24 protein-coding genes are annotated in these 24,949 nt (G+C 68.7%); 10 read left to right on the top strand and 14 right to left on the bottom strand.

What is annotated here, in order from left to right:
- Positions 1–7 precede the first annotated feature (7 nt).
- Positions 8–439 (top strand): gamma-glutamylcyclotransferase family protein, encoded by a 432-nt coding sequence (locus AAF430_20445; protein ID MEM7412612.1) that lies wholly within the window; start codon positions 8–10, stop codon positions 437–439.
- On the opposite strand, the gene AAF430_20440 is transcribed toward AAF430_20445, so the two are convergent.
- From AAF430_20440 to AAF430_20425, 4 genes are all read right to left on the bottom strand, one after another.
- Entirely contained in the window at positions 436–1,584 is a 1,149-nt protein-coding gene (locus AAF430_20440; GenBank protein MEM7412611.1) for an SWIM zinc finger family protein, read from the bottom strand. The two genes, AAF430_20445 and AAF430_20440, sit on opposite strands and share 4 nt — an antisense overlap.
- Positions 1,585–1,587: 3 nt before the next feature.
- On the bottom strand, positions 1,588–4,773 hold the full coding sequence (locus tag AAF430_20435; protein ID MEM7412610.1) for a DEAD/DEAH box helicase: 3,186 nt from the start codon (positions 4,771–4,773) through the stop codon (positions 1,588–1,590).
- Positions 4,774–5,599: 826 nt separating this feature from the next.
- Positions 5,600–6,160, bottom strand: coding sequence for a hypothetical protein (locus AAF430_20430; protein MEM7412609.1), 561 nt, complete (start codon positions 6,158–6,160; stop codon positions 5,600–5,602).
- Positions 6,160–6,687, bottom strand: coding sequence for a PspA/IM30 family protein (locus AAF430_20425; protein ID MEM7412608.1), 528 nt, complete (start codon positions 6,685–6,687; stop codon positions 6,160–6,162). Before AAF430_20425 ends, AAF430_20430 begins: the two co-directional genes overlap by 1 nt.
- 157 nt (positions 6,688–6,844) lie before the next feature.
- Here AAF430_20425 and AAF430_20420 point away from each other — a divergent pair, with 157 nt between their 5' ends.
- Together AAF430_20420 and AAF430_20415 are read left to right on the top strand one after the other, a co-directional pair.
- Complete coding sequence (locus AAF430_20420; protein ID MEM7412607.1) at positions 6,845–7,537, top strand: response regulator transcription factor; 693 nt, start codon at positions 6,845–6,847, stop codon at positions 7,535–7,537.
- On the top strand, positions 7,534–9,579 hold the full coding sequence (locus AAF430_20415) for a HAMP domain-containing sensor histidine kinase (protein MEM7412606.1): 2,046 nt from the start codon (positions 7,534–7,536) through the stop codon (positions 9,577–9,579). The genes AAF430_20420 and AAF430_20415 overlap by 4 nt, the downstream gene beginning before the upstream one ends.
- Here the strand turns inward: AAF430_20415 and AAF430_20410 are convergent.
- Complete coding sequence (locus AAF430_20410; protein MEM7412605.1) at positions 9,576–10,916, bottom strand: lysophospholipid acyltransferase family protein; 1,341 nt, start codon at positions 10,914–10,916, stop codon at positions 9,576–9,578. The genes AAF430_20415 and AAF430_20410 overlap by 4 nt on opposite strands.
- A gap of 214 nt (positions 10,917–11,130) precedes the next feature.
- On the opposite strand from AAF430_20410, the gene AAF430_20405 reads away from it, so the two are divergent.
- Positions 11,131–12,690, top strand: coding sequence for a sigma 54-interacting transcriptional regulator (locus AAF430_20405; GenBank protein MEM7412604.1), 1,560 nt, complete (start codon positions 11,131–11,133; stop codon positions 12,688–12,690).
- Positions 12,691–12,874: 184 nt separating this feature from the next.
- Positions 12,875–13,423: a hypothetical protein gene (locus AAF430_20400; GenBank protein ID MEM7412603.1), complete on the top strand. Its 549-nt coding sequence runs from the start codon at positions 12,875–12,877 to the stop codon at positions 13,421–13,423.
- Here AAF430_20400 and AAF430_20395 read toward each other — a convergent pair.
- Together AAF430_20395 and AAF430_20390 are read right to left on the bottom strand one after the other, a co-directional pair.
- Positions 13,420–14,226, bottom strand: coding sequence for a metal-dependent hydrolase (locus tag AAF430_20395; GenBank protein ID MEM7412602.1), 807 nt, complete (start codon positions 14,224–14,226; stop codon positions 13,420–13,422). The genes AAF430_20400 and AAF430_20395 overlap by 4 nt on opposite strands.
- Before the next feature lie 46 nt (positions 14,227–14,272).
- The gene (locus AAF430_20390; protein ID MEM7412601.1) at positions 14,273–15,415 is read right to left on the bottom strand and encodes a CaiB/BaiF CoA-transferase family protein; all 1,143 of its coding nucleotides are present in this window, start codon (positions 15,413–15,415) and stop codon (positions 14,273–14,275) included.
- An 87-nt stretch (positions 15,416–15,502) separates the two neighbouring features.
- On the opposite strand from AAF430_20390, the gene AAF430_20385 reads away from it, so the two are divergent.
- Positions 15,503–16,285, top strand: coding sequence for an FkbM family methyltransferase (locus tag AAF430_20385; GenBank protein ID MEM7412600.1), 783 nt, complete (start codon positions 15,503–15,505; stop codon positions 16,283–16,285).
- Here AAF430_20385 and pabB read toward each other — a convergent pair.
- Positions 16,282–17,736: an aminodeoxychorismate synthase component I gene (gene pabB, locus AAF430_20380; protein ID MEM7412599.1), complete on the bottom strand. Its 1,455-nt coding sequence runs from the start codon at positions 17,734–17,736 to the stop codon at positions 16,282–16,284. The genes AAF430_20385 and pabB overlap by 4 nt on opposite strands.
- Before the next feature lie 95 nt (positions 17,737–17,831).
- On the opposite strand from pabB, the gene AAF430_20375 reads away from it, so the two are divergent.
- Entirely contained in the window at positions 17,832–18,683 is an 852-nt protein-coding gene (locus AAF430_20375; GenBank protein MEM7412598.1) for a hypothetical protein, read from the top strand.
- A 21-nt stretch (positions 18,684–18,704) separates the two neighbouring features.
- Here AAF430_20375 and AAF430_20370 read toward each other — a convergent pair whose 3' ends face one another.
- Positions 18,705–18,986, bottom strand: coding sequence for a BolA family protein (locus AAF430_20370; protein ID MEM7412597.1), 282 nt, complete (start codon positions 18,984–18,986; stop codon positions 18,705–18,707).
- A 110-nt stretch (positions 18,987–19,096) separates the two neighbouring features.
- Between AAF430_20370 and AAF430_20365 the strand changes: the two genes are divergently transcribed.
- Positions 19,097–19,840 (top strand): 2OG-Fe(II) oxygenase, encoded by a 744-nt coding sequence (locus AAF430_20365; GenBank protein ID MEM7412596.1) that lies wholly within the window; start codon positions 19,097–19,099, stop codon positions 19,838–19,840.
- A gap of 83 nt (positions 19,841–19,923) precedes the next feature.
- Here the strand turns inward: AAF430_20365 and AAF430_20360 are convergent, their stop codons facing one another.
- Positions 19,924–20,391 (bottom strand): Hsp20/alpha crystallin family protein, encoded by a 468-nt coding sequence (locus AAF430_20360; protein ID MEM7412595.1) that lies wholly within the window; start codon positions 20,389–20,391, stop codon positions 19,924–19,926.
- 210 nt (positions 20,392–20,601) lie between these two features.
- Positions 20,602–21,795 (bottom strand): CoA transferase, encoded by a 1,194-nt coding sequence (locus AAF430_20355; GenBank protein ID MEM7412594.1) that lies wholly within the window; start codon positions 21,793–21,795, stop codon positions 20,602–20,604.
- A gap of 47 nt (positions 21,796–21,842) precedes the next feature.
- Here AAF430_20355 and AAF430_20350 point away from each other — a divergent pair, with 47 nt between their 5' ends.
- Both AAF430_20350 and AAF430_20345 read left to right on the top strand, forming a co-directional pair.
- A complete protein-coding gene (locus AAF430_20350) occupies positions 21,843–22,175 on the top strand; it encodes a hypothetical protein (protein ID MEM7412593.1) in 333 nt (110 codons plus the stop codon).
- Positions 22,172–23,683 carry an amidase gene (locus AAF430_20345; GenBank protein MEM7412592.1) on the top strand — a complete coding sequence of 504 codons (1,512 nt, stop codon included), beginning with the start codon at positions 22,172–22,174 and terminating at the stop codon, positions 23,681–23,683. The genes AAF430_20350 and AAF430_20345 overlap by 4 nt, the downstream gene beginning before the upstream one ends.
- On the opposite strand, the gene AAF430_20340 is transcribed toward AAF430_20345, so the two are convergent.
- Genes AAF430_20340 through AAF430_20330 form a run of 3 tightly spaced genes read right to left on the bottom strand, consistent with a single transcriptional unit; the run spans position 23,680 to position 24,949 of the window.
- Positions 23,680–24,105: an exosortase system-associated protein, TIGR04073 family gene (locus AAF430_20340; GenBank protein MEM7412591.1), complete on the bottom strand. Its 426-nt coding sequence runs from the start codon at positions 24,103–24,105 to the stop codon at positions 23,680–23,682. The genes AAF430_20345 and AAF430_20340 overlap by 4 nt on opposite strands.
- Positions 24,106–24,149: 44 nt before the next feature.
- Positions 24,150–24,509 (bottom strand): fumarate reductase subunit FrdD, encoded by a 360-nt coding sequence (gene frdD, locus AAF430_20335; GenBank protein MEM7412590.1) that lies wholly within the window; start codon positions 24,507–24,509, stop codon positions 24,150–24,152.
- Positions 24,509–24,949, bottom strand: a complete 441-nt coding sequence (locus AAF430_20330; protein MEM7412589.1) for a hypothetical protein — start codon at positions 24,947–24,949, stop codon at positions 24,509–24,511. Before AAF430_20330 ends, frdD begins: the two co-directional genes overlap by 1 nt.

Raw genomic sequence — 24,949 nt, 5'->3', positions numbered from 1 at the left:
CGTTCCGATGAGCCCGGTCGCCGTCTTCTTCTACGGCTCGTATCTCAACCGCGACGTACTCGCCGATGTCGAGCTTCGCCCCGAACGCTGGGAGCCCACGCGTCTCGCCGGCTACCGGCTCGAGATTCGCCCGCTCGCCAACCTCGTGCTCGACCCAACGGCTCTGGCCTACGGAATCCTTGCCGAAGCGGATCACGCGCAGCTCGAGCGGCTCTACACCCACGCCCGGGAGGTCCTGGGGGGCGTCTATTGGCCGCATCCGGTGCTCGTCGAGTCGCTCGAGCGTCCCGGCTTCGAGCCGGCGCTCTGCTACATCGCGGATGCACTCGCCCCCGGACCGGCCGACCCGGCCTACGTCGAGCGCATTCTCGGCCCCGCACGCAGCTACGGCTTCCCCGAGCCCTACCTCGCGCACATCGCGAGCTTTGCGCCGGGCTAGGCGTCGTCCGCGTCGCCGGTCTCGTCTGCGCCGAGGTAGACGTCGAGCCCGGTGATCGAGGCGTTGCGATAGGTGCGCGCCATCGCGGCCTCGCAGTTCGACTGGCCCCGCCAGAACGGGAAGCCGCCGAGGCGCGCGGCCACCGCGCCGGGGGTCCGGGGGATGCGTACCTCGATGTCCTCTTCCTTCGGGCGCGTTGCGCCGCCCCAGAAGATGTCTGGGTCGTCGGGCAGCGGCTCGTCGGGGATCTCGCGCTCGGGCGGCGGTTCGATCACTTCGGGGATCGGGGGCGGCGCGGCGAGCAGCTCGCCGTCCTCGCTCTCCGCCGGGTCCTCCCCACCGTACTCGGGCGGCAGCGGCGGCGCCGGCGGCTTCGGAATCGCAGCCGACCCGAGCGCCGTCATGAGCTCCGCTCGCTCCATCCCGCGAAGCTGGAAGATCAGGAAGGGATCCCGGTCGAACTCCTCTCCCAGCAGGTAGTACACGGCGGCAACGTGCTTGCAGGGATTCGCGTTGTCCGGGCAGGAGCACGCGGCCTTCAGGTCGCCGCTGGCGTTCGGGAAGAGGGAGAGGTTCTGCTCCTCGAATACGCCCTCGATGCTGCTGGGGATCTGACCCATGCCCAGCTCGATGGCGATCTCCGATTGAGCGATCAGCGCGCGCGTGATCTTCTTCCAGTCCGTGCTGGAGAGCATCGAGAAATGCATGCGGACGAGATACGGCGCGTCTCGGGATCCCTGCACCTGTGCGGTGACGAAACCCTTGCCGATCTCGATGTCGACGATGTTGCCCTGGCGGGCGTACGAACGACCGCGTCCGAGCCGTCGCCCGACGGCGAACTTCTCGAGGACTTCGACCCAGCGCCGCGCCCACCAGTTCTCGGCGACCCGCCCGCGTCGTTGGCGATTGCGGCCGTTCGTGTTGCGCTGGTTCCGGCCGCGCCCGCGTCCGCGGTTCTGGGAGCGATTGCCGCGCCCCCGACCGCTGCGGGCAGAGCCGTTTCCGCCAGCGGACTGGGTCTCGCTGGCCTCGCCCCGCGAGTCGCCCGAGTTCTCGCCGCCTTCGGCGCGTGAACCCTTGCCGCGCGGACGGCGCCGCGGTCGGCGTCGGCGCCGCTTGTTCTCTCCGTTGCCTTCGTCCGACATGTCTCAGTCCCGGAGGGTTTCCTTTCGCAGCGAGAAGACCTCGTGCAGCTCCTCGTCCGAGAGTTCGGTGATCCACTGCTCGCCGGTGCCGACGATGTCTTCCGCTATCGACTTCTTGCGCTCGATCATCTCGTCGATGCGCTCTTCGAGCGTGCCCACGCTGACGAACTTGTGGACCTGCACGTTCTTGGTCTGTCCGATCCGGAAGGCCCGGTCGGTGGCCTGGTTCTCGACGGCGGGGTTCCACCAGCGGTCGAAGTGGAAGACGTGGTTCGCGCCGGTCAGGTTGAGGCCGGTACCGCCCGCCTTGAGCGAGAGCACGAACACCGGCGGCGCTTCGTCGCTGTCGGCCTGGAAGCGCTGGACCATCGCTTCTCGCCGCTTCTGCTGGGTGCCGCCGTGCAAGAAGAGCACCTCGCGGCCCAGCTCGTTCTGCAGGTGCTTCTGCAGGAGCTTGCCCATCTCGGCGAACTGGGTGAAGACGAGCGAACGGTCCCCCGCCTGGGTCACCTCTTCGAGCATCTCGGTCAAGCGGGTGAGCTTCCCCGAGCGCTTGGGTAGCTCGGTGCCGTCGCCCAGGAAGTGGGCCGGGTGGTTGCACACCTGCTTGAGCTTCGAAAGCGTCGCCAGGATGACGCCCCGTCGTTCGATGCCCTCGGCGTCCTCGAGCTTGCGCTCGGCTTCGTCGACGACCTTCTCGTAGAGGCCGCCCTGTTCGCCGGTCAGGGCGCAGAACACCTTCATCTCGAGCTTGTCCGGCAGGTCGGAGATGATGGAGCGGTCGGTCTTCAGCCGCCGCATGATGAACGGCTGGGTGATGTGGGAGAGCTGCGCGATGACGTCCGGGTCGCGATGGGCCTGGATCGGGACGAGGAACTCGCGCTTGAACTGCTCTCGGCTGCCGAGGAAATCCGGGTTCAGGAAGTCCATGATCGACCAGAGATCGCCGACGTGGTTCTCGACCGGGGTACCCGTCAGCGCGACCCGGTAGTCAGCCATGATCGCGCGCACGGCGAGGGACTGCTTGGTGTCCGGGTTCTTGATGTTCTGGGCTTCGTCGATGATGACGCCCGCCCAGCGCATGGAACGCAGGTCTTCGAGGTCCCGGTGGACGAGCGCATAGCTCGTGAACACCACGGCGTGATCCTGGGCGGCCGCCACGAACTCGTAGCCCTTCTTGCGGCTCGGTCCGTGATGGATCATGGTCGGGAGCTTCGGCGTGAACCGCGCGGCCTCTCGCTCCCAATTTGCCAGCACCGACGTGGGGCAGACGAGCAGCACGGGGCGATCCTCGCCTTCGTCGCGTTCGCGTTCGATCAAGGCAAGGGTCTGGATGGTCTTGCCGAGACCCATGTCGTCCGCGAGACAGGCGCCGAGCTCCCAGGTGCGCAGGAACTCCATCCAGGCGAAGCCCTTCTGCTGGTAGGGACGCAGCTCGCCTTCGAAACCGAGCGGCGTCGAGAGCGGTTCGATGGCGCTCTTGTCCTGGAGGCGCTCGAGGAGCGCGCCGAGCCAGCCCGTGGCCTGGACGCCGTCGAAGTGGATGCCCGCCGATGTGTCGGCCGCACCGAGTGCCATGCGCACGATCTCGCGCGCCGTCACCGAACCGCCGCGGCGGTTCTTCCAGAACTCGAGCGCCGCGTGGATCTCTTCGACGCTCGTTTGCACCCAGTGTCCGCGGACGCGCTGGAGTGGCTCCTTCAGACGGGCGAGTTCCTCGAGGTCGCGGCCGCTGAGTGGCTTCCCCGCCAGGCAGATCTCCCAGTCGAACTCGACGAAGTCGTCGAGACTGGGCTCTTCGTCCTGGTGGGTCTGTTCCAGAGTCTGGACGCGCGCACGGACCGAGAGATGGTGCTCGGTCTCGTTGCCGGTCCACCACTCGGGCAGGATCGTTCCGAAGCCCGCCTGCTCGAGAGCCGGTGCCGTCTGCGTCAGGAACTCATGGGCTCCACGCGCGTCGAGCGAGTAGCCCGAGGGTTTGCGGGAGCGCAGGCTCATCTCGATCTTCGGACACACACCGGCGGCCTGGGCCAGCGAGATCAGCAGGGTCTGATGCACATCGCTGCCCGAGCGCTGGAGCGCGGCGGCTTTGCGTCCGCGCAGGATCCAAGCGTCGGCGGTCGGGACGATCAGGCTGGGATCATCGGTGCCCTGCAGCAGATAGCGGACGTACCAACGCCGCTGTCCCGGGCGCGCCGATTCGCGGGTGCGCGCTTTTCCGTTGCGCCGGCCTCGCTGCCGCTTCTGCCGCGGGTCCTCCTTCGGCGGCGCCGGTTCCTCGAGCCGGAAGCACAGGCGGAAAGGCGCTCCGACTGCGGCGTCCAGGGGCTTTCGCCACTCCCGCAGCTGATCGGCGAGGTCTTCGAGATCGGTGTCCTTGCCCTTGAGCAGACCCTGTTCGGTGCGCAAAGCCGCCAACCATCGATCCTGCATGGTGGCATCGGGCGTGTCGGCGGCGATCAGGCTGGGTGTCGCCGACATGATCCCGTCTTCGGTTTCTGGCTCGGTGTGGGATCGAACGATGTGATCGACGAGCTGGTCGACGAAGCGCTTGAGCAGTTTCGCGGGCGCTTCTTCGGGGGCCGGATCTCCATTCGGAACGAGGGAACGCGCGGCGCCGGGCATGGCGAGCGCGAGCTCGTCGAGGTAGCGCAGGTCCTCGGTGATCCAGACGGGTTGCCAGCGCGCGAAGAGCTTGCCGTCTTCGTCCTCTCCCACGCCCGGCAGGTAGCGCTGTCGCGCGACCAGGGATCCGGCCAGTCGCACTGCGTGCAGCCAGAAACGCAGGTCGGGCCCACCGATGATCCCGTGAAGGGTCTCACCGCGCTGGCCGTAGCCCGAGAGCACGTCGAGGGCCTCGCTCGGAGAAAGCGAGATGCCTTCGACGATCCAGGGCGCGGTCGTCAGCTTGGCGCGACTGTTCGGGGTCTCGCCGATCAGGGGGCTCGAGGGAAGCGGATGATCCCCGCGCGTCGGCAACCAGGCGGTGGCCTGGGCTTTGCGTCGTGCGGTCGGGCGGAATCCGATCGGCAGCTCGCGGGCGGCGCGGGTCACCGCTTCGGCGCCCGCGTCGAAGGGGTAGGGGCGGGCGGTCTTGCGTCGGGTCTTGCTCGGCGCGGCGGCGTCGTCCGGCGTCTCTCCCCAGAGGAAGAGCGCGTCGTCTACGAGCGCACCGTGCAGGATGATCATGGGCTGTGTGTAGTCTCGCCAGCGCGCGTTCCTGCGCGCTCTAGGTCCTTGCGACCGCGGGTTTCCCGGGAGTGCGGAGCCTGGGGCTCCCGTCTCGCGGCAGCCGGAGGCTGCCCCCGGGGCGGCGGAGGGTGGCTCGTGCCGGCCTCCAGCCCGCGGTCAGGTCGAGGTTGTCTCAACGTCCGTACTTCGACGCTTTGGAGACTCCAGTGGGCGCGCCCGCCGAGAAAGCAAGGCGTCGCCAAGTTCATTTCGGGAGGGGGCCGTAGCGCCCGTCACCCGCGTTCGTTCTCTTTCCCGTGTCGGGTGGAGGTGCCGAACTCGTCTGATCGCTCATTCAGGCCGCGGTCTCGCACGCCACGCGCGGTTCCGACGAGCCTGCCAGCCTGCCCACGCGTCGCCCGGGATCGACCGGGAACGCTCCGCTCCGAAGAGGGAACGCGTCGCGTCTGCACACGCATTTCGTCCGCAAGCGCATCCGTCAGCGCGGGCCGATCCACGGGAAGAGCGCACGAGGCGCCGCGACTCTACCCGCGCCGTGATGCTCGGTCGGCGAAGACCGGGGCTCCGAGAGATGAAACGACCCGGTCAGGGGTTCCGGCGGTTGGGGGCACCCGCGAAGCGGGCTCTCACCGAGACCCTCGCCTTAGTGAGAAGTGAACACGATCGGGGTGCGATTGCGCAACCCTTCTTTTCGGGGATCCCCAGCGCGGCTCGGAGCCGCCCTCTTGCCCTTCCCCTGGCCTCCTGTACGGCGGACCCACGGCCGGGCTGTAGGGAGAAAACGCGCGAGTGACTCGCCCACCGAAGCAGGGCGGATGGAAGGCTAGGTGCGCAGCGTGGGGTCTTCGGATTCGAGCCAACGTGCCAGCCGTCGCTCGGCCCGCTCGAAGGGGTCGATCTCGGGGTCGGACGGATCGGCGCGACGGCCGCCACACACGAAGTAGGCGCTCTGTACGAGGAAGTAGCCCCAGATGGCGAGCGCATACCCGAGCAGGGTGTGCGCGAAGAGGAAGCTCGCGAGCGCCAGACCGGCGAGCCCGAGCGCGATCTCGAGTCCGATCGCCCGGGGCCAGGAGTGCGGGCGTCTTGCCAGCAAACGACCCAACGCGATGAAGCCCGCCATGCTCAGGGCGAACGTCGGGGTCCCGATCGGGAGGAGTGCCAACGCGGTAGCGACGGCTGCCCCAACCCACACCCACGCGCGTCGGCCCGGCGGATCGGGCACCAGACCGGCCACGAACGCGACCGCGAATGCCGCGACGTACACGTGGACGCTGGTGACTTCCCCGATCCAGGGCCCCAGGAAGGTGACGGCGGCCGGAAGGCCGAGCGCCGCCACTGCGGCGAAGACGAGCGCGCGGCCGAAGCCGTACACACCGAACATCAGCGGGCCTCCGATCGCGCGCTGCGCCGACGCAGCAGTTCGAGTTCGACTTCCTCGTCCGCGGCATCGGCACGCGCGGGCGGGGTCAGCGGGGTTTGCGGATCGCGGAGGCGTCGTAGGACTTCCCCTCGGAGTGCCTCGAGGCGTCGCTCCTGTTCGACCACGGTTTCCACGAGGCGCGCGTGCTCGGTGTCGATCTCTTCGATGCGTCTTCGCGCCTGCTCGGAGGCCCGTCGCTCAGGGAGCAGCTTCTTCAGCGAGAAGCGCGCGAGTTCTTCTTTGTCGCCTTCGAGCGCGATCTCGACGTCGCTGTCGAGACGCTCCACCTCGGCTTCGCAGCGCTCGGCGTGCTCCGCGAGCTGGCGTCGTTCTCGCTCCCACGCATCGAGCTGAGCGCGTTTCCGGTCGAGCTCGACTTCCGCGTCGCGCAGGTGCTGTTTCGCGAGGAGGCTGTCCTCCTCGAGCTGCTCCAGGACGCCGTGGACATCGGCGCGCAGCAGCGTGGTCAGACGGTCGAAGAGTTTCATGAGGTCTCCCTGGTGGCTCGGGTCGTGGGGGTTTCGGGTTCGGGGGTCAGTCTCCGGAAATCCAACGGGAGCGGCCGTCAAAGCCCGGTAAAGAGGAAAAGCGGCGCTTTACATGCGGTTTACGGCGGCCTGTGGGGCACCGCTCTAGACTGCCGGCATGGCCCAGAGCGCACGCATTCTCGTCGTGGAAGACGAAGAGTCGATCCGCAAAGGACTGTGTGACGTCCTGGCGTACCGCGGCTACGCGCCGGAGGGGGTCGAGCGTGGCGACACCGGACTGGAGCGGGCGCTCGAAGCGCAACCCGCGCTGGTCGTCCTCGACGTCATGCTGCCGGGCCGCAACGGCTTCGAGGTCTGCGAGGAACTCCGCGCCCAGAACGCGGAGCTGCCGATCCTGATGCTCACGGCGCGCGGCTCCGAGCAGGACGTGCTCGAGGGCTTTCGCGCCGGGGCCGACGATTACGTGACCAAGCCCTTCTCGGTGGCCGAGCTGATCGCCCGGGTGGAGGCCTTGTTGCGCCGCGCCGGGGGACCCTCGGAGCCGGCTACGGCGCCCTTCGACTTCGGCCCCTGGCAGGTCGATCCCGAGTCACGTGTGGCGCAGCGCGGGAGTGAAAGCGTCGAACTCACCCAGCTCGAAGCCGCGTTGGCGTCGCTCTTCGCGCGCGAGGCGGGACGGATCCTCTCGCGACGCCGTCTCCTGAACGAAGTCTGGGGCGTCGCGAACCCCGATCGCATCGAGACGCGCACCGTGGACATGCACGTCGCGAAGCTTCGCAAGAAGCTCGACTCGGGCGATGCGTCCTGGATCCAGACCGTGCGGGGCGAAGGCTACCGCTTCGCGGGATGACGCGGATCCGGATCGCCTTGCTCCTGGTCGCCGTGGCGACCCTGGGACTCGTGGGGGCGCTGGCCTGGCGTGCCTATGAGGGGCTCTCGGTCGAGCGGACCGTGCGGCATTCGGCAGTTGCCGAGCGCACCTTCGAGGAGATGGAGCGGCAGCTCGGTGGCTTCCTCGACTTGGAAGAGGCGCGGCCCTTCGAACACTACGCCTTCACCCTGCCCGCTACGGGAGAGCGCTCCCCCCTGGCTCGACCCCACGCGCCGTTCGTGATCGGCGCCTTCTCGATCGGCCCCGACGGTGCAGTCACGACGCCCCTCGAGCCTTCCGGGGATGCGCCTCGTGGCGACGCGCCCACGGAGGACGTCACGGCCTCCGCCGCTCTCGTGCGCACGGTCGTGAACGCGCTGTGGTCCGAGAACCGGGCTGCGGCGGCGGCCCCCGAGGAGCCGCTCGCCAAGGCGGACGTGCAGGTATTGAAGAAGGGCCTGGCGCAGGACCCGGGGACCACGCGGGTCGTGTCCGGGCCCGGTGTCGACGACCAGCTCGAAGCCGAGCTCGCGCGCAAGGAGCCCACCGCGAAGGAAGAGGCGGCGCGAGATACCTATGACGTCCTGGGGCGTCTGAACCGAGCGGCGGAAGAACGGCAGGAGCGCAAGCAGAAGGTCGCCCAGGCGGCGCCGGAGGCGGTGTTCGGTCAGCGCCGCGACGCGCCGCGCGAGCCGTTCCTTCCCGAGCTGGAAGCGCTCTTCGACGAGGAAGCGGCGGCGGTGGTGGCGCCGGAGCGATCTGCCGGGGGGCTCTCGTCGTCCGCCGACGCCCTCGCTTTCCGGGAAGGGGATCAGGACGCTCTCGCTGAGCGCTCGGCAGCGCCGGTGGCGTCCGCCGTCGCTCGGCCGCGGGCTCCCGCGCCCGCCGTGCCACCCGGCGACCGCGGTGCCTCTCAGGACACGATCCGGATCACCTTCGATCCCATGGTGGGGATCGCCACGGGCGACTGGCTCGTCTTGCACCGGACCGTGTGGGTCGACCGCCAGGCCTATCGCCAGGGGCTGGTGCTCGATCGGGGCGCAGTCGGCGCTTGGCTCGCCGACCGGGTGATTCGATCGGCGGGTCTCGCCTCGGTGGCCGAGGTTCGCTTCGGCGCGAAACGCACGGGAACCGCGAGCGGCGATGCCTACCTCTTCGCCCATCGCTTCGCAGAGCCCTTCGATGCGCTCGAGGCGGAGCTGCTCCTCCGTCCCCTTCCCGGCGTTGCATCGCCGCGGCCCCTGTATGCCCTGGTGGGTGTATTGCTGCTCGTCGGAGCGGGGGGTCTCGTGGCGATCTACCGCAACGCCACCGCGGCACTGCAGTACGCGGAGCGGCGCAGCAACTTCGTCGCCGCCGTCACCCACGAGTTGAAGACCCCGCTGACCGCGATTCGCATGTATGCCGAGATGTTGCGGGACGACCTGGTTCCCGATGATCAGAAACGGCGCGAGTACTACGGCACGATCACCGACGAGTCGGAACGCCTCTCGCGCCTCGTGGACAACGTGCTCGAGTTCTCGAAGCTCGAGGGCGGGCGTCGGGACCTGTCGATGCATGTGGGCGCCGTCGGTCCGGTGCTGACCGAGGCCGTCGAGAAGTTGCGGGCGCACGCGGAGCAGGAGGGGTTCAGCCTGCGCGTGGAGTTGGCATCCGAGCTGCCGACGGCGCGCTTCGATCGTGACGCGCTCCTCCAGGTGCTGTTCAACCTCGTCGACAACGCGATGAAGTACGCGCGCGGCGCAGCGCGGCGTGAGATCGAAGTCGCGGCGCGCGCCGAATCCGGTGCAGTCGCCATCGTGGTGCGCGACTGGGGGCCTGGCGTTGCCAGGGAACAGTGGGAGCGGGTGTTCGAGCCGTTCTTTCGCGGAGGTGAGGAGCTGACCCGCGCGACCCAGGGCACCGGAATCGGTCTCGCCCTCGTCAAAGAGCTGGGGGAGCGCATGGGGGCCCGCGTCAGCGGAGCGAATGCCTCGGATGGCGGCTTCGCCGTCGAGCTCATGTTCCCGGCCGTCGTCTAGTTCGGCGCGACGAGGTCGTGCAGTTCCTCTCGTAGGAGACCGCGCAGGCTGCGCAGCTCGGCGGCCCGATCGGGGGCCAGGCGCAGCCACAGGTAGGCGCGGAGCTCGCTCCAGAAGCTCTCGTTTCGCTCGAAGAACCGCAGCGCGACCCAGCCGGTGATCGGGGCCGCCAAAGCCACGAGCGCACCGGCCTGAGCGCCCCACAAGAGCCCCGCCGCCAGGGCCTCGATCATCCAGAAGACGGGGAAGAGGAAGAAACCCGCGAGCATCTTGTAGGTGGCGGGCTGGTCCCCCTCCTTCTCGACGAAGGACGCGGCGAAGCCGGGGATGCGGTACGGAAGGTAGTTCAGTAGCGCGCCCACGATCGCGAAGGGAAGTCGCAGCAGCAGCACCGGCAGCCGGTACCCGACGTAGCCCGCCGCTCGCGCGAAGGGATAGTCGGCGGTGATCTGATCGTCGCGGAGTCGAAGCGCCCGCAGCATGCCGTCGTAGCGTTGGGCCATCGCTTCGAGCGCCTCGAACCGCTGCGGTTCCTTCTGCCGCGCTTCCTCGTAGCCGTCGCCGAAGGCCTGTCGCAGCGAGAAGCGCGCGTCGAGATTCGAACGCCCAGGCATGCTGCGCTGGTGGTCGCTCGCGTAGATCTCGGCGGCGCGCTCGACCAGACGCGCGGTCTCCCACGAATCCACGTTGAGCGTGACCGCCCGGATCGCAGCGTCGATCTCTGCGGTCAGGGAGCGGGCCGCTTCTGCGTCGTCGGCGGCGATGTCTTTCGGGGCCCGGATCGGTGCGCCGATCCGCAGCAGCATGCGTGACCGGAAGCGCTGCTTCTCTTCGAAGGTGAGCCCGATCGGGACGATCGCGACGGGCTCGGCACCGCGAGCCATGGCGCCGAGGGCGATGCGCGCCGCGCCGGTGCGCAGTGGCTGCAGCTGCGGCTCGTCGTGGCTGATGCCCTCAGGGAACAAGGCGACGACGCCGGCGTCGCAGAGTTGCGCGAAGCACTCCTTGAAGGTCTCGTCGTTGCGGGCCGTGTCGCCGTCCTGCGCACGATACACGGGGACGGCACCTGCCAATGTGAGCAGCGGAAAGAGCGCTGGGTTCTTCCAGAGCGTGTTCTTGGCGAGGAAGCGCGGAATCCGCGGGAGCAGTCCGACCAGCACGATCGGGTCGACAATGGCGTTCCCGTGGTTGGCGACGAACAGCACCGGCCCCTGCGACGGCACGTGTTCCAGGCCGCTCACCTCGATCTTTCGGTAGAAGACCCCGATCACCCAGCGCGCCAGCGCACGCGTCAGTCGGTCGATCCAATCCCGCATGGACGATGCTCCCTTGCTCATGACGTGAGGATGATCCACCAGACGAAGAACAGCTTCGGCATTCCGGACTCCTTTCTGGGGCCCCCAATAGCAGCCTGCGTGCCAGCCCTCGAGGATCCACAAAAAGTCAATATATAAGAGGACTTGGAGACCGACCTGCGCATCTCTGCCCACGCCTGACGAGGCTCGCTCCTGGGCACTCAATGCCCCCATCAGTACAGTCGATGTCCCTGGCATGCCCTTTCTCGACGCCGACGAACGCCCGGTCCTGGAAGCCGTCTCGGCGCTGGCGGCCGGCAACCCGTTTCTTCCGGAGCGGGTCGAGAACGAGCAGCGCGCCCTGGGAGGCGACTTCGTCGATTCGGGAGCGGTCTGGCACGCGGAGGCCGATCTCCTGCGCACGCAGCCGAACATCCCGCGGCTCGGCGCGCTCATCGAGCGGCTGGTCCCCGAGCTGCGCGAACGGTTGGCGGGGGGTGCTTCGGCGAGTGACGACGAACTCCTCCACTACGAGGGGGCCGTCCGCCACCTGCTCTACATGCGCTACGAGCACGTCTGGCTGGCCCTGATCCTCGGCGCCGAGGTCGGCCATACGACGACGGGTCGCATAGAACGCTACGCCGACTTCAAGCGCGACATGGCTCACTTCCTCGAGATCCCCGGCGTCACGCTGCCGATTCCGATCGACCCGGCGTTTTTGTTCGCCTGGGGCTACCAGATCCGTCGCGCGTTCCATCTCACCTACCGACGGATCTACGGCGGGTCGATGCCCGCTGCCCGGCTTCGCGCCGCGGTCTGGCAGTCGATCTTCACCCACGACGTTGCCCGCTACCGGCGCGCGCTCTTCGATCGGATGGTCGATATTCCGACGCTGGTCACGGGCCCGTCGGGGACAGGGAAGGAGCTGGTGGCCCGCGCCATCGCGCTCGCCCAGTTCGTGCCCTTCGACGCGAAGAAGGCGGCGTTCGAGGCGGAGCTCGGCGACGTCTTCTACCCCGTGAATCTGTCGGCGCTCTCGCCGACGCTGATCGAGTCCGAGCTCTTCGGGCACAAGCGCGGCGCCTTCACCGGTGCCGTCGCCGATCGGCAAGGCTGGCTCGAGATCTGCGGGCGACACGGAACCGTGTTTCTGGACGAGATCGGCGAACTCGATCCAGGCATCCAGGTGAAGCTGCTGCGGGTGTTGCAGAGTCGCACCTTCCAGCGGATCGGCGAGACCCAGGAGCGCACCTTCGAGGGGAAGCTCGTCGCGGCGACGAACCGTGACCTCGCGTCCGAGATCGCTGCTGGCCGGTTCCGCGCCGATTTCTACTACCGCCTGTGCGCCGACCGGATCGAGACGCCGACGCTGCGGGCCCAGCTCACCGAGCCCACGTCCCCGTCCACCCCTCGCCGCGCAGAGCTCGACAACCTGCTCGGCGTGATCGCGACGCGTATCGCGGGGCCCGAGGAGGCACCGCGACTCGCCGAAGAAGTCCGCAGCTTCGTCGACCGCGAACTGGCGGACTACGACTGGCCCGGGAACGTCCGCGAACTCGAGCAATGCGTGCGGAACGTGTTGATTCGGGGCTACTACGCGCCCGAGGCGAGTGCTCCACATGCCGCTCCCGATCTCTCCGCGGCGCTCGCCGCAGGCGACTGGAGTGCGGAGGAGCTGCTGCGTCACTACTGCACGCGGGTCTACGCCCAGGCCGGCAGCTACGAGGAGGCGGCCCGACGGCTCGGCCTGGACCGCCGCACGGTCAAGGCGAAGCTCGACCCCGAGCTCTTGGCTCGGCTCCAGGGCGAATCCTAGGCCCCCAGGCGCTGGCCACCGGCCCCCGGCTCGTGGGGTTTGGGCCCCGAATCGGCGTCCATCGTCGATTCTCGTGAATCTGCTGTCACGAAATCGGTGTGAAGCGCTTCATACCGGTGACTGGCTTCGGAGGACGATCCTCGGGGGGTCGCACGGCAGTGCGACGAGAGGAGGGGAAATCGTCATGGCACCGTTCATCGCACTCGGGTTCGCTCGCTCGGCCCAGGGGCGCCTTGGTCTGCGACCTTCGGCATTCGTCGTGTTGGCCCTCGCCTGCCTCGTGCTCGGCCTGAGCGTCGCGCGTGCGGTTCCGCCGACGGGCACCGCCGTGCTCGCGCGCGGCAGCCACGCGGTGCTCACCGAGGACGCGGCCGATGCCTTCCACGAGAGTCTCCTGTTCTCCCTCGGCTACATCGGTCACGCGGACGCGCGACACGCGCTCCCTCGCGAGGCGGTCCTTTCCCAGCTCGCCGCGATCTTCCCGACCTTGCCGGGCGAAGATCAGCGCGTGCTCGCGAGTCAGCGCCTGCTCTGGGAGCAGGCGCAGGCCCGCTGGGAGTCCCAGCCCGTCGATGAGCGGCGTCGCTACGTGACCACGCTCCTGACCTTCGCGTTCGGCGACGCGGCCACCGGCGGCGGTGAGTTCGACGTACAGGTCGACACGGCGTCGAGCCCCGACGAGGCCCAGACCGACACAGCATCGGTGCCGGCGCGCGGGGGCGCGTCCGGCTAAGCCGCGATCTTCTCGCGCCACTCCGCGAGCAGCGCGCTGTCGTCGATCTGGTCCGGATGAAAGTCGCGCCGGTACCAGGCCCGGTAGTCGGGGCCCAGGCCGCGGAACAAGCCGTCCGCGCCGAACAGGAATCGCAGACCGTCTCGCCAGACGTCGCGCCGGAAGAGCAGGCCGTCTTTCCAGAGCATATAGACGGTCCGGTCCAGCACCTCGAAGGCGAGGCCGATGCTGTTGCCGATCAACGCGAAGGCGCGTCGTGGATAGGCCGGGGCCACCTGTTCCAGGACCTCGAAGGCGACGGCTTTGTGCTCGGACTCTTCGAGGGCGTGCCACTGCCAGAGCTCGACCATGCGCGGATGCATGTCCCGACAGAAGGCGCCCTCCTCGCGGAGGAGGCGGCGCGCCAGCAGCGCCGTCAGGTGCTCGACGGCGGCGGTGGAAGCCAGTGCCGTACGCGGGAGGCGCCGTACGAAGAATGCGTTGGCCGCGCGCATGACGCGGTTGCGGGTCTCGAGTGCGGGGTAGCCGCGCTCGACGAGCAGTGCGACGTGCTGGTCGTGCTGGTGGCGGTGCTGGGCTTCCTGGCCGGAGAAGCTGCGGACCGCCTCGGCGAGGGCGGGATCGTCGATCTCCCCTCGGAAGCGCTGGACCGACTTGACGAAGAAGGCCTCGCCGTCCGGGAACGTGGAAGAGAGCGCGTCGAACACGTGGCTCGCGAAGACGTTGCCGCCGAACCAGTCGGTCGGGGCTTCCTCGATCGCGAAGCGGGGCTTCCGGATCGGAATCTCGCGCGGCGCGGGCATGGTCTCTCCGAATGGCGCGCTCCCCAAGATAGCGCGTTCCGGGGGGCTAACGGATCGCCCCCTTTTCGCGCAGGGCGGCGAGCTCGCTCGCCTCGAAGCCCCAATCGGCGAGGGCCTCGTCGGTGTGCTGTCCCGGGTGGGACGGCGGTCGGGAGATCCCAGGTGCAGTGCGGCTGAAGCGGGGAGCCGGCGCGGGCTGCACCATGCCCTCGAGCTCGACGAAGGTTTCGCGTGCCCGGTTGTGGGGATGATCGGGTGCCTCGCTCATCTCGAGCACCGGCGCGAAGCAGACGTCGCTGCCCTCCATGATCTCGCACCACTGGTCGCGGGTCTTCGTCTTGAAGATCTTCTCGAGGCGTTCCTTCAGGGCCGGCCACTCGGCGCGGTCCATCTGGCCCGGCAGTTCCTCGCCAGCGAGGCCGGTCTTCTCGAGGAGTTCGGCGTAGAACTGGGGCTCGATGGAACCGATCGACACGTACTTGCCGTCGGCGGTCTCGAAGGTGTCGTAGAAGTGGGCGCCGGTATCGAGCAGGTTGGTCCCGCGCTTCTCCTGCCAGACACCAATCTGGCGCATCGAGTGGATCATCGTCATCAACAGCGCCGACCCGTCGACCATCGCGGCGTCGACCACCTGGCCCTTCCCCGACGCGCCCCGCTCGACCAGGGCGCAAGCGACTCCGAAGGCGAGCAGCATGCCGCCGCCCCCGAAGTCTCCGATCAGGTTGATCGGCGCCGTGGGGCGCTCGCCAGCGCGACCCAGCGGCGCGAGGGAACCTGCCAGGGCGACGTAGTTGATGTCGTGGCCGGCGGCGTGGGCCATCGGGCCGTCCTGGCCCCAGCCCGTCATGCGTCCGTAGACCAGGCGTGGGTTGCGTTCGAGGCAGATCTCCGGACCCAATCCGAGACGCTCCATGACCCCCGGTCGGTATCCCTCGATCACGGCATCGGCGCTCTCGATCAGGCGCAGCGCCGTCTCGATGCCCTCCGCGCTCTTGAGATCGAGACCGATGCTGCGACGTCCGCGGTTCAGGAGGTCCTTCGAGGCCCCTGCCGGCGTCGGGTCCTTGACCGATCCGGCGCGGTCGAGGCGCAGGATGTCGGCCCCCATGTCCGAGAGCATCATGGCCGCGAACGGGCCGGGGCCGATGCCCGCGAATTCGAGGATGCGTACGCCGTGGAGGGGACCCATTCGATTCTCCTGTTGCCAATTTCGGGACTGGGCATCATACCCCAGTGTCTGGCCCCACCGTCGTGGGTCCTGTCCATGGAGCATCGATTGAAACTCTCCCGTCTTGGCGACGTTTGGCGTCTGCACCGCCTCCTCGAGAACCCGGCTGAAGTGCGTCGAGCGCGGCGGCAGCGCGAGGGCGAAATCGAGGTGCGTTTCCGTGACGGCCGCCGGCTCTGGCTGCGCGGAGGGTACTCGGACTACCACGTGTTCGATCGCATCTTCCTGCGCGACGAGTATCGCCTCGATGAGGTCCCCGGTCGCTGGGGAACCGTCGTCGACCTGGGCGCGAACGTGGGTTGCTTCAGCTGTCGGATCCTTCCGCGGGTCGATCGGCTGATCGCTTACGAGCCCGACCCCCACAATTTCGAGCTGCTCCGACGGAACCTGGCCGATGCGAAGGACGCGGTCGCAGTTCCCGAGGCCGCGGGGGCCCGCACCGGAACCCTGCGTCTGCACCTCGCAGAAGGCGGCAAGCTCGGTGGGCGGTCTACCCAGTTCTCCAACCTCGCGCCGGAACTGTTGGACAGCGAAGTCGAGGTGCCCGTGACGACGCTCGAGGCGCTCTTCGACGAACACGGCATCGAGCATTGCGATCTGCTGAAGATCGACGTGGAGGGCGCCGAGTACGACATCCTCGGCGCGGCACCGCCGGAGCTCCTGTCTCGCGTCTCGCGCATCGTCGGCGAGTACCACGACGTCGACCCGGACGATCCGCGCACGCGCATCGGGAACTTCCGCGCTCTCTTGGAGACGGCCGGGTTTCGGGTCGCCACCGAACCCTCGAGTCGGCACGCGAACACGGGGCTCTTCTTCGCGAACCGCGACTAGGACGTTTCGACGTCGCAGGCGTACAGCGCTGCGAGGAGCGATCGGAGCTTGTCGCGGGTCTCGGCGTATTCCTGCTCGGCCGACGAGTCGGCGACCAGGCCGCCGCCCGTGTGCAGATAGGCGCGCCCTTCCCGAAAGAAGGCCGTGCGAATGACGACGGACAAGTCCGTATGGCCTCGTGGGTCGAGGTAGCCAATGGCCCCGGAATAGATGCCCCGACGTACGTCCTCGAGTCGATCGAGCAGCTGCATGGCGGCGAGCTTCGGGGCTCCCGTCATCGAGCCCGGTGGGAAGGCGGCAGCGACGGCGTGCAGAGCATCGCACTCCATTCGGAGCTGCCCGGTGACGGTCGAGACCATCTGGAACACGGACCCGTATGGTTCGATCGAGAACAAGTGGGGGACCCGGACGCTGCCCACTTCACAGACGCGGCCCAGGTCGTTGCGGACCAGGTCGACGATCATCACGTTCTCGGCCCGATCCTTCTCGGACTCGAGGAGCCCTTCGCCAAGCGCCGTGTCTTCCTCGGGTGTCGCTCCGCGGGGCGCGGTGCCCTTGATCGGGCGGCTCTCGATCCGACCCTCGTCGTCCACGCGGAGGAAGCGCTCCGGTGAGTTGCCGGCGACCGTGACGCCGGGAAGCTCGAGGTAGGCCGCGAACGGAGCCGGGTCGCCTTCGCGCAGGGTCCGGTAGAAGTCCCAGGGATCGCCGTGGAAGGGCCGGTCGATCCGGTAGGTGAGGCAGGCCTGGTAGAGCTCGCCGGCGGCGATCGCATCTCCCACCTCGTGGAACGCCTTGTGGTACCGGGACAGGTCGAGCGCGCTGTGACGTCCACCGGCCGAGGATCCGAACGCGTAGGCGCGTCGCTGTGAGGTCGGTGCCTCGAGCTGTCGTGCCAGACGCGCGGCGGCTTCCCGGGCGCGACGCTCTGCCGGGTCGCGTTCGTCGCCGAACCCGAGGGCCGAGATCTCGGCCGTTCCCTGGCGATGATCGAAGACCACCAGCGCATCGACGAAGAGCCATTGGGCCTCGGGGAGAGCGAGGTCGTCGATCGTCTGGACCCGATGCACGTCGAGCTGCTCAGCGAGTTCGTATCCGAAGTAGCCGACCGCTCCGCCGCAGAACGGGTAGGGAGGAGCATCCGGCGGTGCCGATGGCAACACGCTGCGCAACGCGTCCAGGGTCGGGCCGGGCACGCGCGTCCTGCCCGTGCGCAAGCCCGGATAGACCGCTCGATGGCAGAGCCATGCGTTCTCGCCGTCGCGGTGCTGGAGCATCGCGTAGGGGTCCGCGCCGACGAACGAGAAGCGTCCGGTGTCGTCGTTCTCGAGGGCGCTCTCCAGGAGCCAGGGGCAGCGCAGGCCCCGCAGGCGCTCGAGGGCCTCTGCAGGGTCGACGGGCACCGGCAACGGAACGGCCACGTGGGCGGTATGGCGGGGCTTGGGAATCATCGGAGGTTCTCGCACGCCACGCTAACGCACCCGGCGCTGCCGTCCCGCCCAGCATGCCCGACCGTCGCCAGCGTCGGCTGGGCTACGCTGGCCTCGTGAATCGCACTTGCTACTTCCACGCCGGGTGTCCCGACGGCTTCGGTGCTGCCTGGTCCGTCTGGCGCCACTGGGGCGAGGACGCCCGCTACGTCGCACGGGGCCACAACGACGTCCTCGACCCGAGTGCCCACGCGGGTCACGAAGTCGTCTTCGTCGACATCGCGCCGAGCAACGAGGAGTTGCGGGGCTTGGCGCCAGTGGCCGCCCGCGTCGTCGTCTTGGACCACCACATCTCGGCCCAGGAGCGATACGCCTCGGATCCTGGCGCCGAGAACCTCGTCGTCGAGAACGGGCACGAGGTGCGCTTCGATCTCGGCCACTCCGGGGCGGTGCTGGCGTGGCAGTACTTTCACCCCGGAACGCAGCTCCCGCCCCTGCTCGCATACGTCGAAGACCAGGACCTCTGGAACTGGGCGCTGCCCCGCTCGGCGGAGGTGAACGCAGCGATCGGTTCCCACCGGCGCGAGTTCGCGATCTGGGACGAGCTCGACGCGCGGGGTGCCGAGGTGCTGGCGGGTGAGGGAGAGCCGATCCTGCGGGCCCAACGCGCCGACGTCCGCCGCTCGCTCCTGAGTGCGCATCCCGTCACCGTCGCCGGCCATCGCGTCGAGGCCGTGAACGCCCCCCACCAGCGCAGTCACATCGGCCACGAGCTCGCCAAGCGCGCGGCCTACGGCCACGCCATCGGCCTCGTCTATCGACTCAACGGACGTACCGTCGACGCCTCGATCTATTCGATCGGCGACGTCGACGTCGCGTCGATTGCCGAGGGCTACGACGGCGGCGGACATCGCAACGCCGCGGGTTTCAGCGTTTCGCTCGAGCAGTGGTCGAGCGAGTTCTGCTGAAACCGTTCTGCTGAAACCGGTCTAGCCGTCGGCTTCGGCCCACTCGTCTGCGGTGAAGGTCCGCATCGAAAGGGCGTGAATGTCGCCCCGCATCTCGTCGGCCAGTAGGTCGAACACGAGTCGCTGGCGGGCAACCCGGCCGAGGCCGTCGAAACGCTCGGAGACGATCGTCGCTCGGAAGTGCCCGCCACCTTCCTTGGCGCCGGCGTGGCCCGCATGCAGGTGGCTCTCGTCTTCCACGTCGACGTGGGAGGCGGCCAGTCCGTCTCGAAGACGACTCTCGATGCGATCGCGTCGATCCATGGGTTCCAGGGTAGCTCCCGCGCGGGGCGGTGGTCTCCGGGTACGCGGATTTCGGACGTCGGAGCCCCCGTCTGGGGACAAGCGGCGACAGGGGCGTCATCCTTGCGGCCGTGACCCAAGGAGCCGCCGACGAACGCAGCGAGAGCGCGCGCCTCGACGCACGCGTCGATCGCATCGACTGGCGCCGCGCCCAGGCGCAACTCGATACCTGGGGCTACGCCCGACTCGGCAAGCTGCTCGACGCCCGCCAGTGCCGACGGCTCGCCGGCCTCTACGACCGCGATGCGTCGTTTCGCAAGACGGTCTCGATGGACGCGCACCGGTTCGGGAGCGGGGAGTACCGCTACTTCGACGCTCCCCTGCCCGATGTCGTGGCGCATCTGCGTCGAACGCTCTACCCCGCCCTCGCGCGCATCGCGAACGATTGGCAGGAGCGCTTCGGACGGCCCGATCGCTTCGAGCCGCGTTTGCCGGCCTTCCTTCGGCGCTGCCGTGCCGAGGGACAGGCTCGTCCGACGCCGCTCTTGCTCCGGTATCGCGCGGGAGGCTGGAACAACCTCCACCAGGATCTCTACGGGCAGGTCGCGTTCCCGCTGCAGGTGGTGCTGCTGTTGAGTCGGCCGCAGCGCGACTTCACCGGCGGCGAGTTCCTGCTCGTCGAGAACCGCCCACGCCAGCAGTCTCGGGGAAGCGCCTTGGCGCTCGCCCAGGGCGAAGCGCTGGTGTTCCCGACCCAGGAGCGGCCGGTGGAGGGCGCGCGTGGCGTCTTCCGGGCGTCGCTCCGCCATGGGATGAGCCCGCTCCACGACGGGGAGCGGCTGGCGCTCGGCGTCATCTTTCACGACGCCCGCTGAGCCACCTCGCGACGGACGCGACGGACCGGGGTTCGGTCCGCCGCACCGCCGCGAGGAGGCGTTGCGATGAAGCGCAGAGATCTCTATGAGGAGGTCACCGGGATGGTGTGTACCTCGGGCTTCGCCTCGGGCACCTTGGGCAGCGTGACGGTCAGGATGCCCGCCTTGTACACCGCCTTGATGGCGTCAGCGTCGACCTCGGCATGGAACCGGAGTCGGCGCTCGAAGGTGCCCCGCGCGGTCTCCACGTGGCGCGCCCCCTCGGCATCGGTCTCGGCTTCCTCGGCGGCGTGTTCACCGCGCAGCGTGAGGACGCCCTCCTCGAAGGACACGGAGATGTTCTCCTCTTCGAGGCCGGGCATCTCGGCCGCGACGACCATTTCGGTCTCGGTTTCCTTGAAATCCACCCGCGGCTTCAGAGACGTCGGTCGCGATACCGGTGTCTGGTTGCCGAAGTCCTTCCAGAACGAGTCGAAGACGCGGTCGAAGTGATTCCACGCCAGCGCGGGCGCGAGGGTTCGGCGTCGGGGAACGAGTACATGGGTCTTCATTGTTGCCTCCTATCGAATTCGAGATGCAGATGGACGGGTGGCGTCGCGAGATCGGGAGCGCATTCGCGCCCCAGAGCGCCCGCCGTGCGGGGGGCGCCGGTTCGCTTCGGCCGAGACACCGGCCGTGCATTCGAACGAGAGAACCCTAAGAACGGGCAGGGGCGGGTCAAGCGCCCGCTCGAAAAAAGGCGCGATAAAGCCAGAAAAGCGTTAGATCACGCCGTCTTCCGACAGCTTCCGCAGCTCCTCCGGGGACACTTCGAGCTCGGCGAAGAGTTCTGCATTGTGCTCGCCGAGATCCGGAGCGAGTGCGCGCGCTCGCCCCTCTGCCCCGCTGAACTGCAGCGGGTTTCCGTGGAAGAGCACCTCGCCGAGGGTCGGATGCGCGTGGCGTTCGATCATCCCGCGCGCGACGAGCTGCGGATCCTGGGTGAGCGCTTCCGGCGGTTCGACCCGCGCGCAGGGTAGGTCGGCGCCCTCGGGGCCGAGAACGCCGAGCACCTCCGCGCTCGAGCGCTCGCGCATCCAATCCCCGATCGTGGCATTGAGTTCGACCCGGTTGCGCGCCCGGTCGCGATGGCTGCGGTAGCGCTCGTCGGTGCCCATCTCCGGGCGGCCGATGGCTTCGCAGAGTGCGCGGAAGAGTTTGTTGCTCGCGGTCGCGATGACCACCCAGCCGTCGCGCGTGGCGTGGGCGTCGTAGGGCGATGCGAACGGATGCTGGTTGCCGAGGCGTTCGGTCGTTGCGCCGATGCCGTGGTGGATCGTGGCGACCGAATCGGTGATGGCGAAGATCGCGTCCTGGTTCGAGAGGTCGAGCACGCGCGCGACGCCGGTCTGGTTGCGCTCCAGCAGGGCCGCGACCAACCCGAGCCCGAGGAAGAGCCCACCGACGTAGTCGGCCAGGGCGCCTCCGCCCCGCGTCGGAGGACCGTCGGGGAACCCGGTCATCGCCATCAGGCCCCCGCTCGCCTGGGCGACGATGTCGTACGAAGCGCGGCCCGCGGCCGGGCCCGTCTGGCCGAAGCCCGAGAGCGATGCCACGACGCAGCGGGGATTGCGGGCCTGGATTATGTCGGGGCCCAGGCCCTGTCGGGACAGCCAGCCCGCGCGAAAGTTCTCGACTACGGCATCGGCGCTCTCGACGAGGCGGAGGAAGAGCGCGCGACCCTCTTCGCGTCGCAGGTCGAGGGTGATGCCGCGCTTCCCCCGGTTCGTGTTCTGGAACGACAGGGATGTTTCGCCCTTTGGAGACGGGCCGTAGCGGTAGTCGTCCCCGGTCTTCGGCCGCTCGATCTTGACGACGTCGGCGCCGAGGTCGGCGAGGACCGCGGTGGCGAACGGGCCCGCGACGACGCGGGTGAGATCGAGAATTCGCAACCCTTCGAGGACTCGGCCCGGCACGCGCGGCAACGTAGCACCCGCCCTGGACGCCGCGTACGTTCCCGACGATGAGCGGACCCGAGCGAATGCGTGTCGAGGGATGTCGCGTCGTCGCCGGCTTCGACGACGGCCGCGCCCCGGACATCGACGACGACGCGGATCTCGAGTTGCAGGGCGGCACCCTGCTGCTCACCTATTGGGACGACGGCGGAGCCGTTGTCTTTGCCGGGGAACGCCAGGACGACGGCCGCTACGAACTCGTGGCGAGGAGTCGTCCGCGGCGAGCCGTGTTGCGTCGCGAGGGTGCGGCGCGGCTCGTAGGCGAATGGGAAGGGAAGGGCGATCGCGGATCGCTCACGGTCGACGTGCCGCGACCGATCGACGACGGAGCGACCACATGAGCGAGACCGGAACCCTGGAACTCCCGAGCCCGGATGCGTTGCGCGCGTTGGGCGAGCGCCTGGGCATGTCGCTTTCGGACGAGGAGGTCGAGGCGTATCGCTCCTTGATGCTCGGCTCGATCGGGAGCTTCGCGGAGATCGACAACGCGCCGAGTGCGCTCCCTGCGGTGCCCGAGGGGCGCTCCTGGTGGGAGCCGAGCGAAGCCGAGAATTCGCACGGAGCCTGGTACGCCCGCTGTGAGATCCGGACCCACCAGGACGGACCGTTGGCGGGCCTGCGCTTCGCAGCGAAGGACAACGTGATGGTGGCCGGGCTGCCGCTGCTCAACGGCAGCGCGATCCTCGAGGGCTATGTCGCCGAGATCGACGCGACGATCGTGGCGCGACTGCTGGAGGCGGGCGCGACCTTGCTCGGGAAGGCGCACTGTGAAGACCTGTGTCTCTCCGGCGGTAGCTTCACCAACTTCGCCGGGCCGGTGCACAACCCGCGCCGGCGCGGCTACTCGGCGGGAGGCTCCTCCTCGGGTTCGGCTGCGCTGGTGGCGGCAGGCGATGTCGAGCTGGCGATCGGTGGCGACCAGGGGGGCTCGATTCGGATTCCCGCGGCGCTGTGCGGTGTGGTGGGGATGAAGCCCACCTGGGGGTTGGTTCCCTATACGGGGATCGCGCCGATCGAACCCTCACTCGACCACACGGGTCCGATCACCGCGAACGTCCGGGACAACGCGCGGATGCTCGCGGTGATGGCGGGTCCCGATGGCATCGACATGCGCCAGTCAGGCGCGCCCGCGGCCGACTATCTCGCCGGGCTCGAGGAGGGGGTGCGGGGGCGGCGCATTGCCCTGCTGCGCGAGGGCTTCGAGGCGCCGGGGGCTCAGCCCGTGGTCGTCGAAGCGGTGCGACGCGCAGCCGATCGGCTCGAGCAGCTCGGCGCGCGGGTCGAGGAGCGCTCGATTCCCGCCCACGCGGAAGCCGGCACCCTGACACTGCCGTTGCTCGCCCAGGGCATGTTCCGAACCGTGCTCGCCGGCGAGGGGATGGGAACGGGTCGGCCCGACATCTACCCGCCCGAGTTCGGCAGGCGCATGTCCCAGTGGCGTGACCACGCCGACGCGATGTCTCCACTCGCGAAGCTGCTCACCCTGGCCGGGGCGCACATCGAAGCCGAAGCCGGGACCCGCTACTACGCGGCTGCGGCGAATCAGGCGCGACGGCTCCGCGCCGAGTACGACGCGGGCCTCGAGGGCTTCGACGCGCTCCTGCTACCGACCTGTCCTGGGGTCGCTTCACCGCTCCCGGCTCCCGGCGCGAACATCCTCGAGACCTTCGCGCGCGCCGCCGAGACGAGTCCGAATACCCAGCCCTTCGATGCGACGCATCACCCGGCCATCAGCGTGCCCTGCGGCGACGACGACGGGCTGCCGATCGGCGCCATGCTCGTGGGCCGCCACTGGGACGAGGCGACGCTGTACCGGCTCGCGTTCGCCCTCGAGGAGGCGTCGGACTAGGAGCGCGCGTGTGTCGTGGTCCGCGCGATCGGTTGGGGCTCGGTGCCCTCCGTCGTCGCGAACCAGGGCTCGTAGACGTCCTCGAAGTACTGCCAGGTGAATTCGGGCTCGAGGATCGGCCTCCACTTTGCCGGGTATTCGACCGGCGATGAGAGGAACTCGTAGAGACCGACGAAGGCCCGCGGAATCGTCTTGCCGAGGCCTTCGACGAAACCGAGGCTGGCGCCCCAGACCGGCCCACGCTCCTTCGACATCTCGTAGATGGTTCCGGGCCACTCGAGGTAGCAGGTGGCCAGGTTGCCGAAGCCGCGGGCCGCCTTGCGGGCGATCCCCGGCTTCTCGAGGGCCTCGACTGCGCCGGCGGCCGCCGGTAGCAGCCAGACCAGGGCGATCGCACAGACCAACAGCGAGCGAGGGCGCATCCGGATTCTCCTCTTTCGGGGAGTCGGGAACGCCTCGTATTTCGCTACAGGCGAATCACCGCGACGACCGCGAGCACGCTCCCGACCACGGCCGCTCCGTAGAGCAGCGGCGCGACCAGGGTGTCGCGATCGTGTCCCCCCATGTCGAGGGAAAGGTGCCGCATGTGGTGGGCTCCCTTCCAGAGGGGGAGGGCGATCAGGCCGAACAGGACGATCTTGCCGATCAGGCTGCCGCCCAGGCCGATCGCGCGGTCGTAGGCCAGCGCTTCGGGAGAGATGATGCCGAGGGGGATGGCCACGCCGACCACCGCGATCCACGCGGTGAGCAGCATGGTTCCGATCATGATGCCCTGGCCGAAGAGCAGCCAGATGATGGGCTCGAGCTTCAAGAGCAACGTCTTCATCAGAAGATCCCCCCGGCGAGAACCAGAGCCAGTCCGCCCGCGACCGCGATCCATGCGGCGTAGAGCCCAGCCAAGAGGACCGGCTCCGGCGGCGGCTTCGCCGGGCCGATCTTCGCCGGCTGGGCCTTCGGGAACAGGCTGAAGAAGCGCACGCCGACGAAGAGGACTGCGACGAGCGCGAGCACGTGGAAGGCCACGTAGAGCGGGTGTCCCAGCTGCTCCAGCATGCCCTGCCACGAGCCGGGACCCTCGCCGAGGGCCCAGATGGCGCGCAGCGCCACGAAGCCAGCCACCAGATAGATGATGCCGGTGGCTCCGAAGAGCGTGTAGCTGAAGTAGCGGCCCTGCGTCGGGAACTTCGGCGGCATCATCGGCGGTGCCGTGCGCGTCGAGCCCGGCCGCGACGGCGTCATCGCATGCGGGTGGGCAGCTCGTGCCAT

The sequence above is a fragment of the Myxococcota bacterium genome (assembly GCA_039030075.1).
Lineage (GTDB): Bacteria > Myxococcota_A > UBA9160 > UBA9160 > SMWR01 > JAHEJV01.
This window is presented reverse-complemented; position numbering and strand designations above follow the sequence as displayed.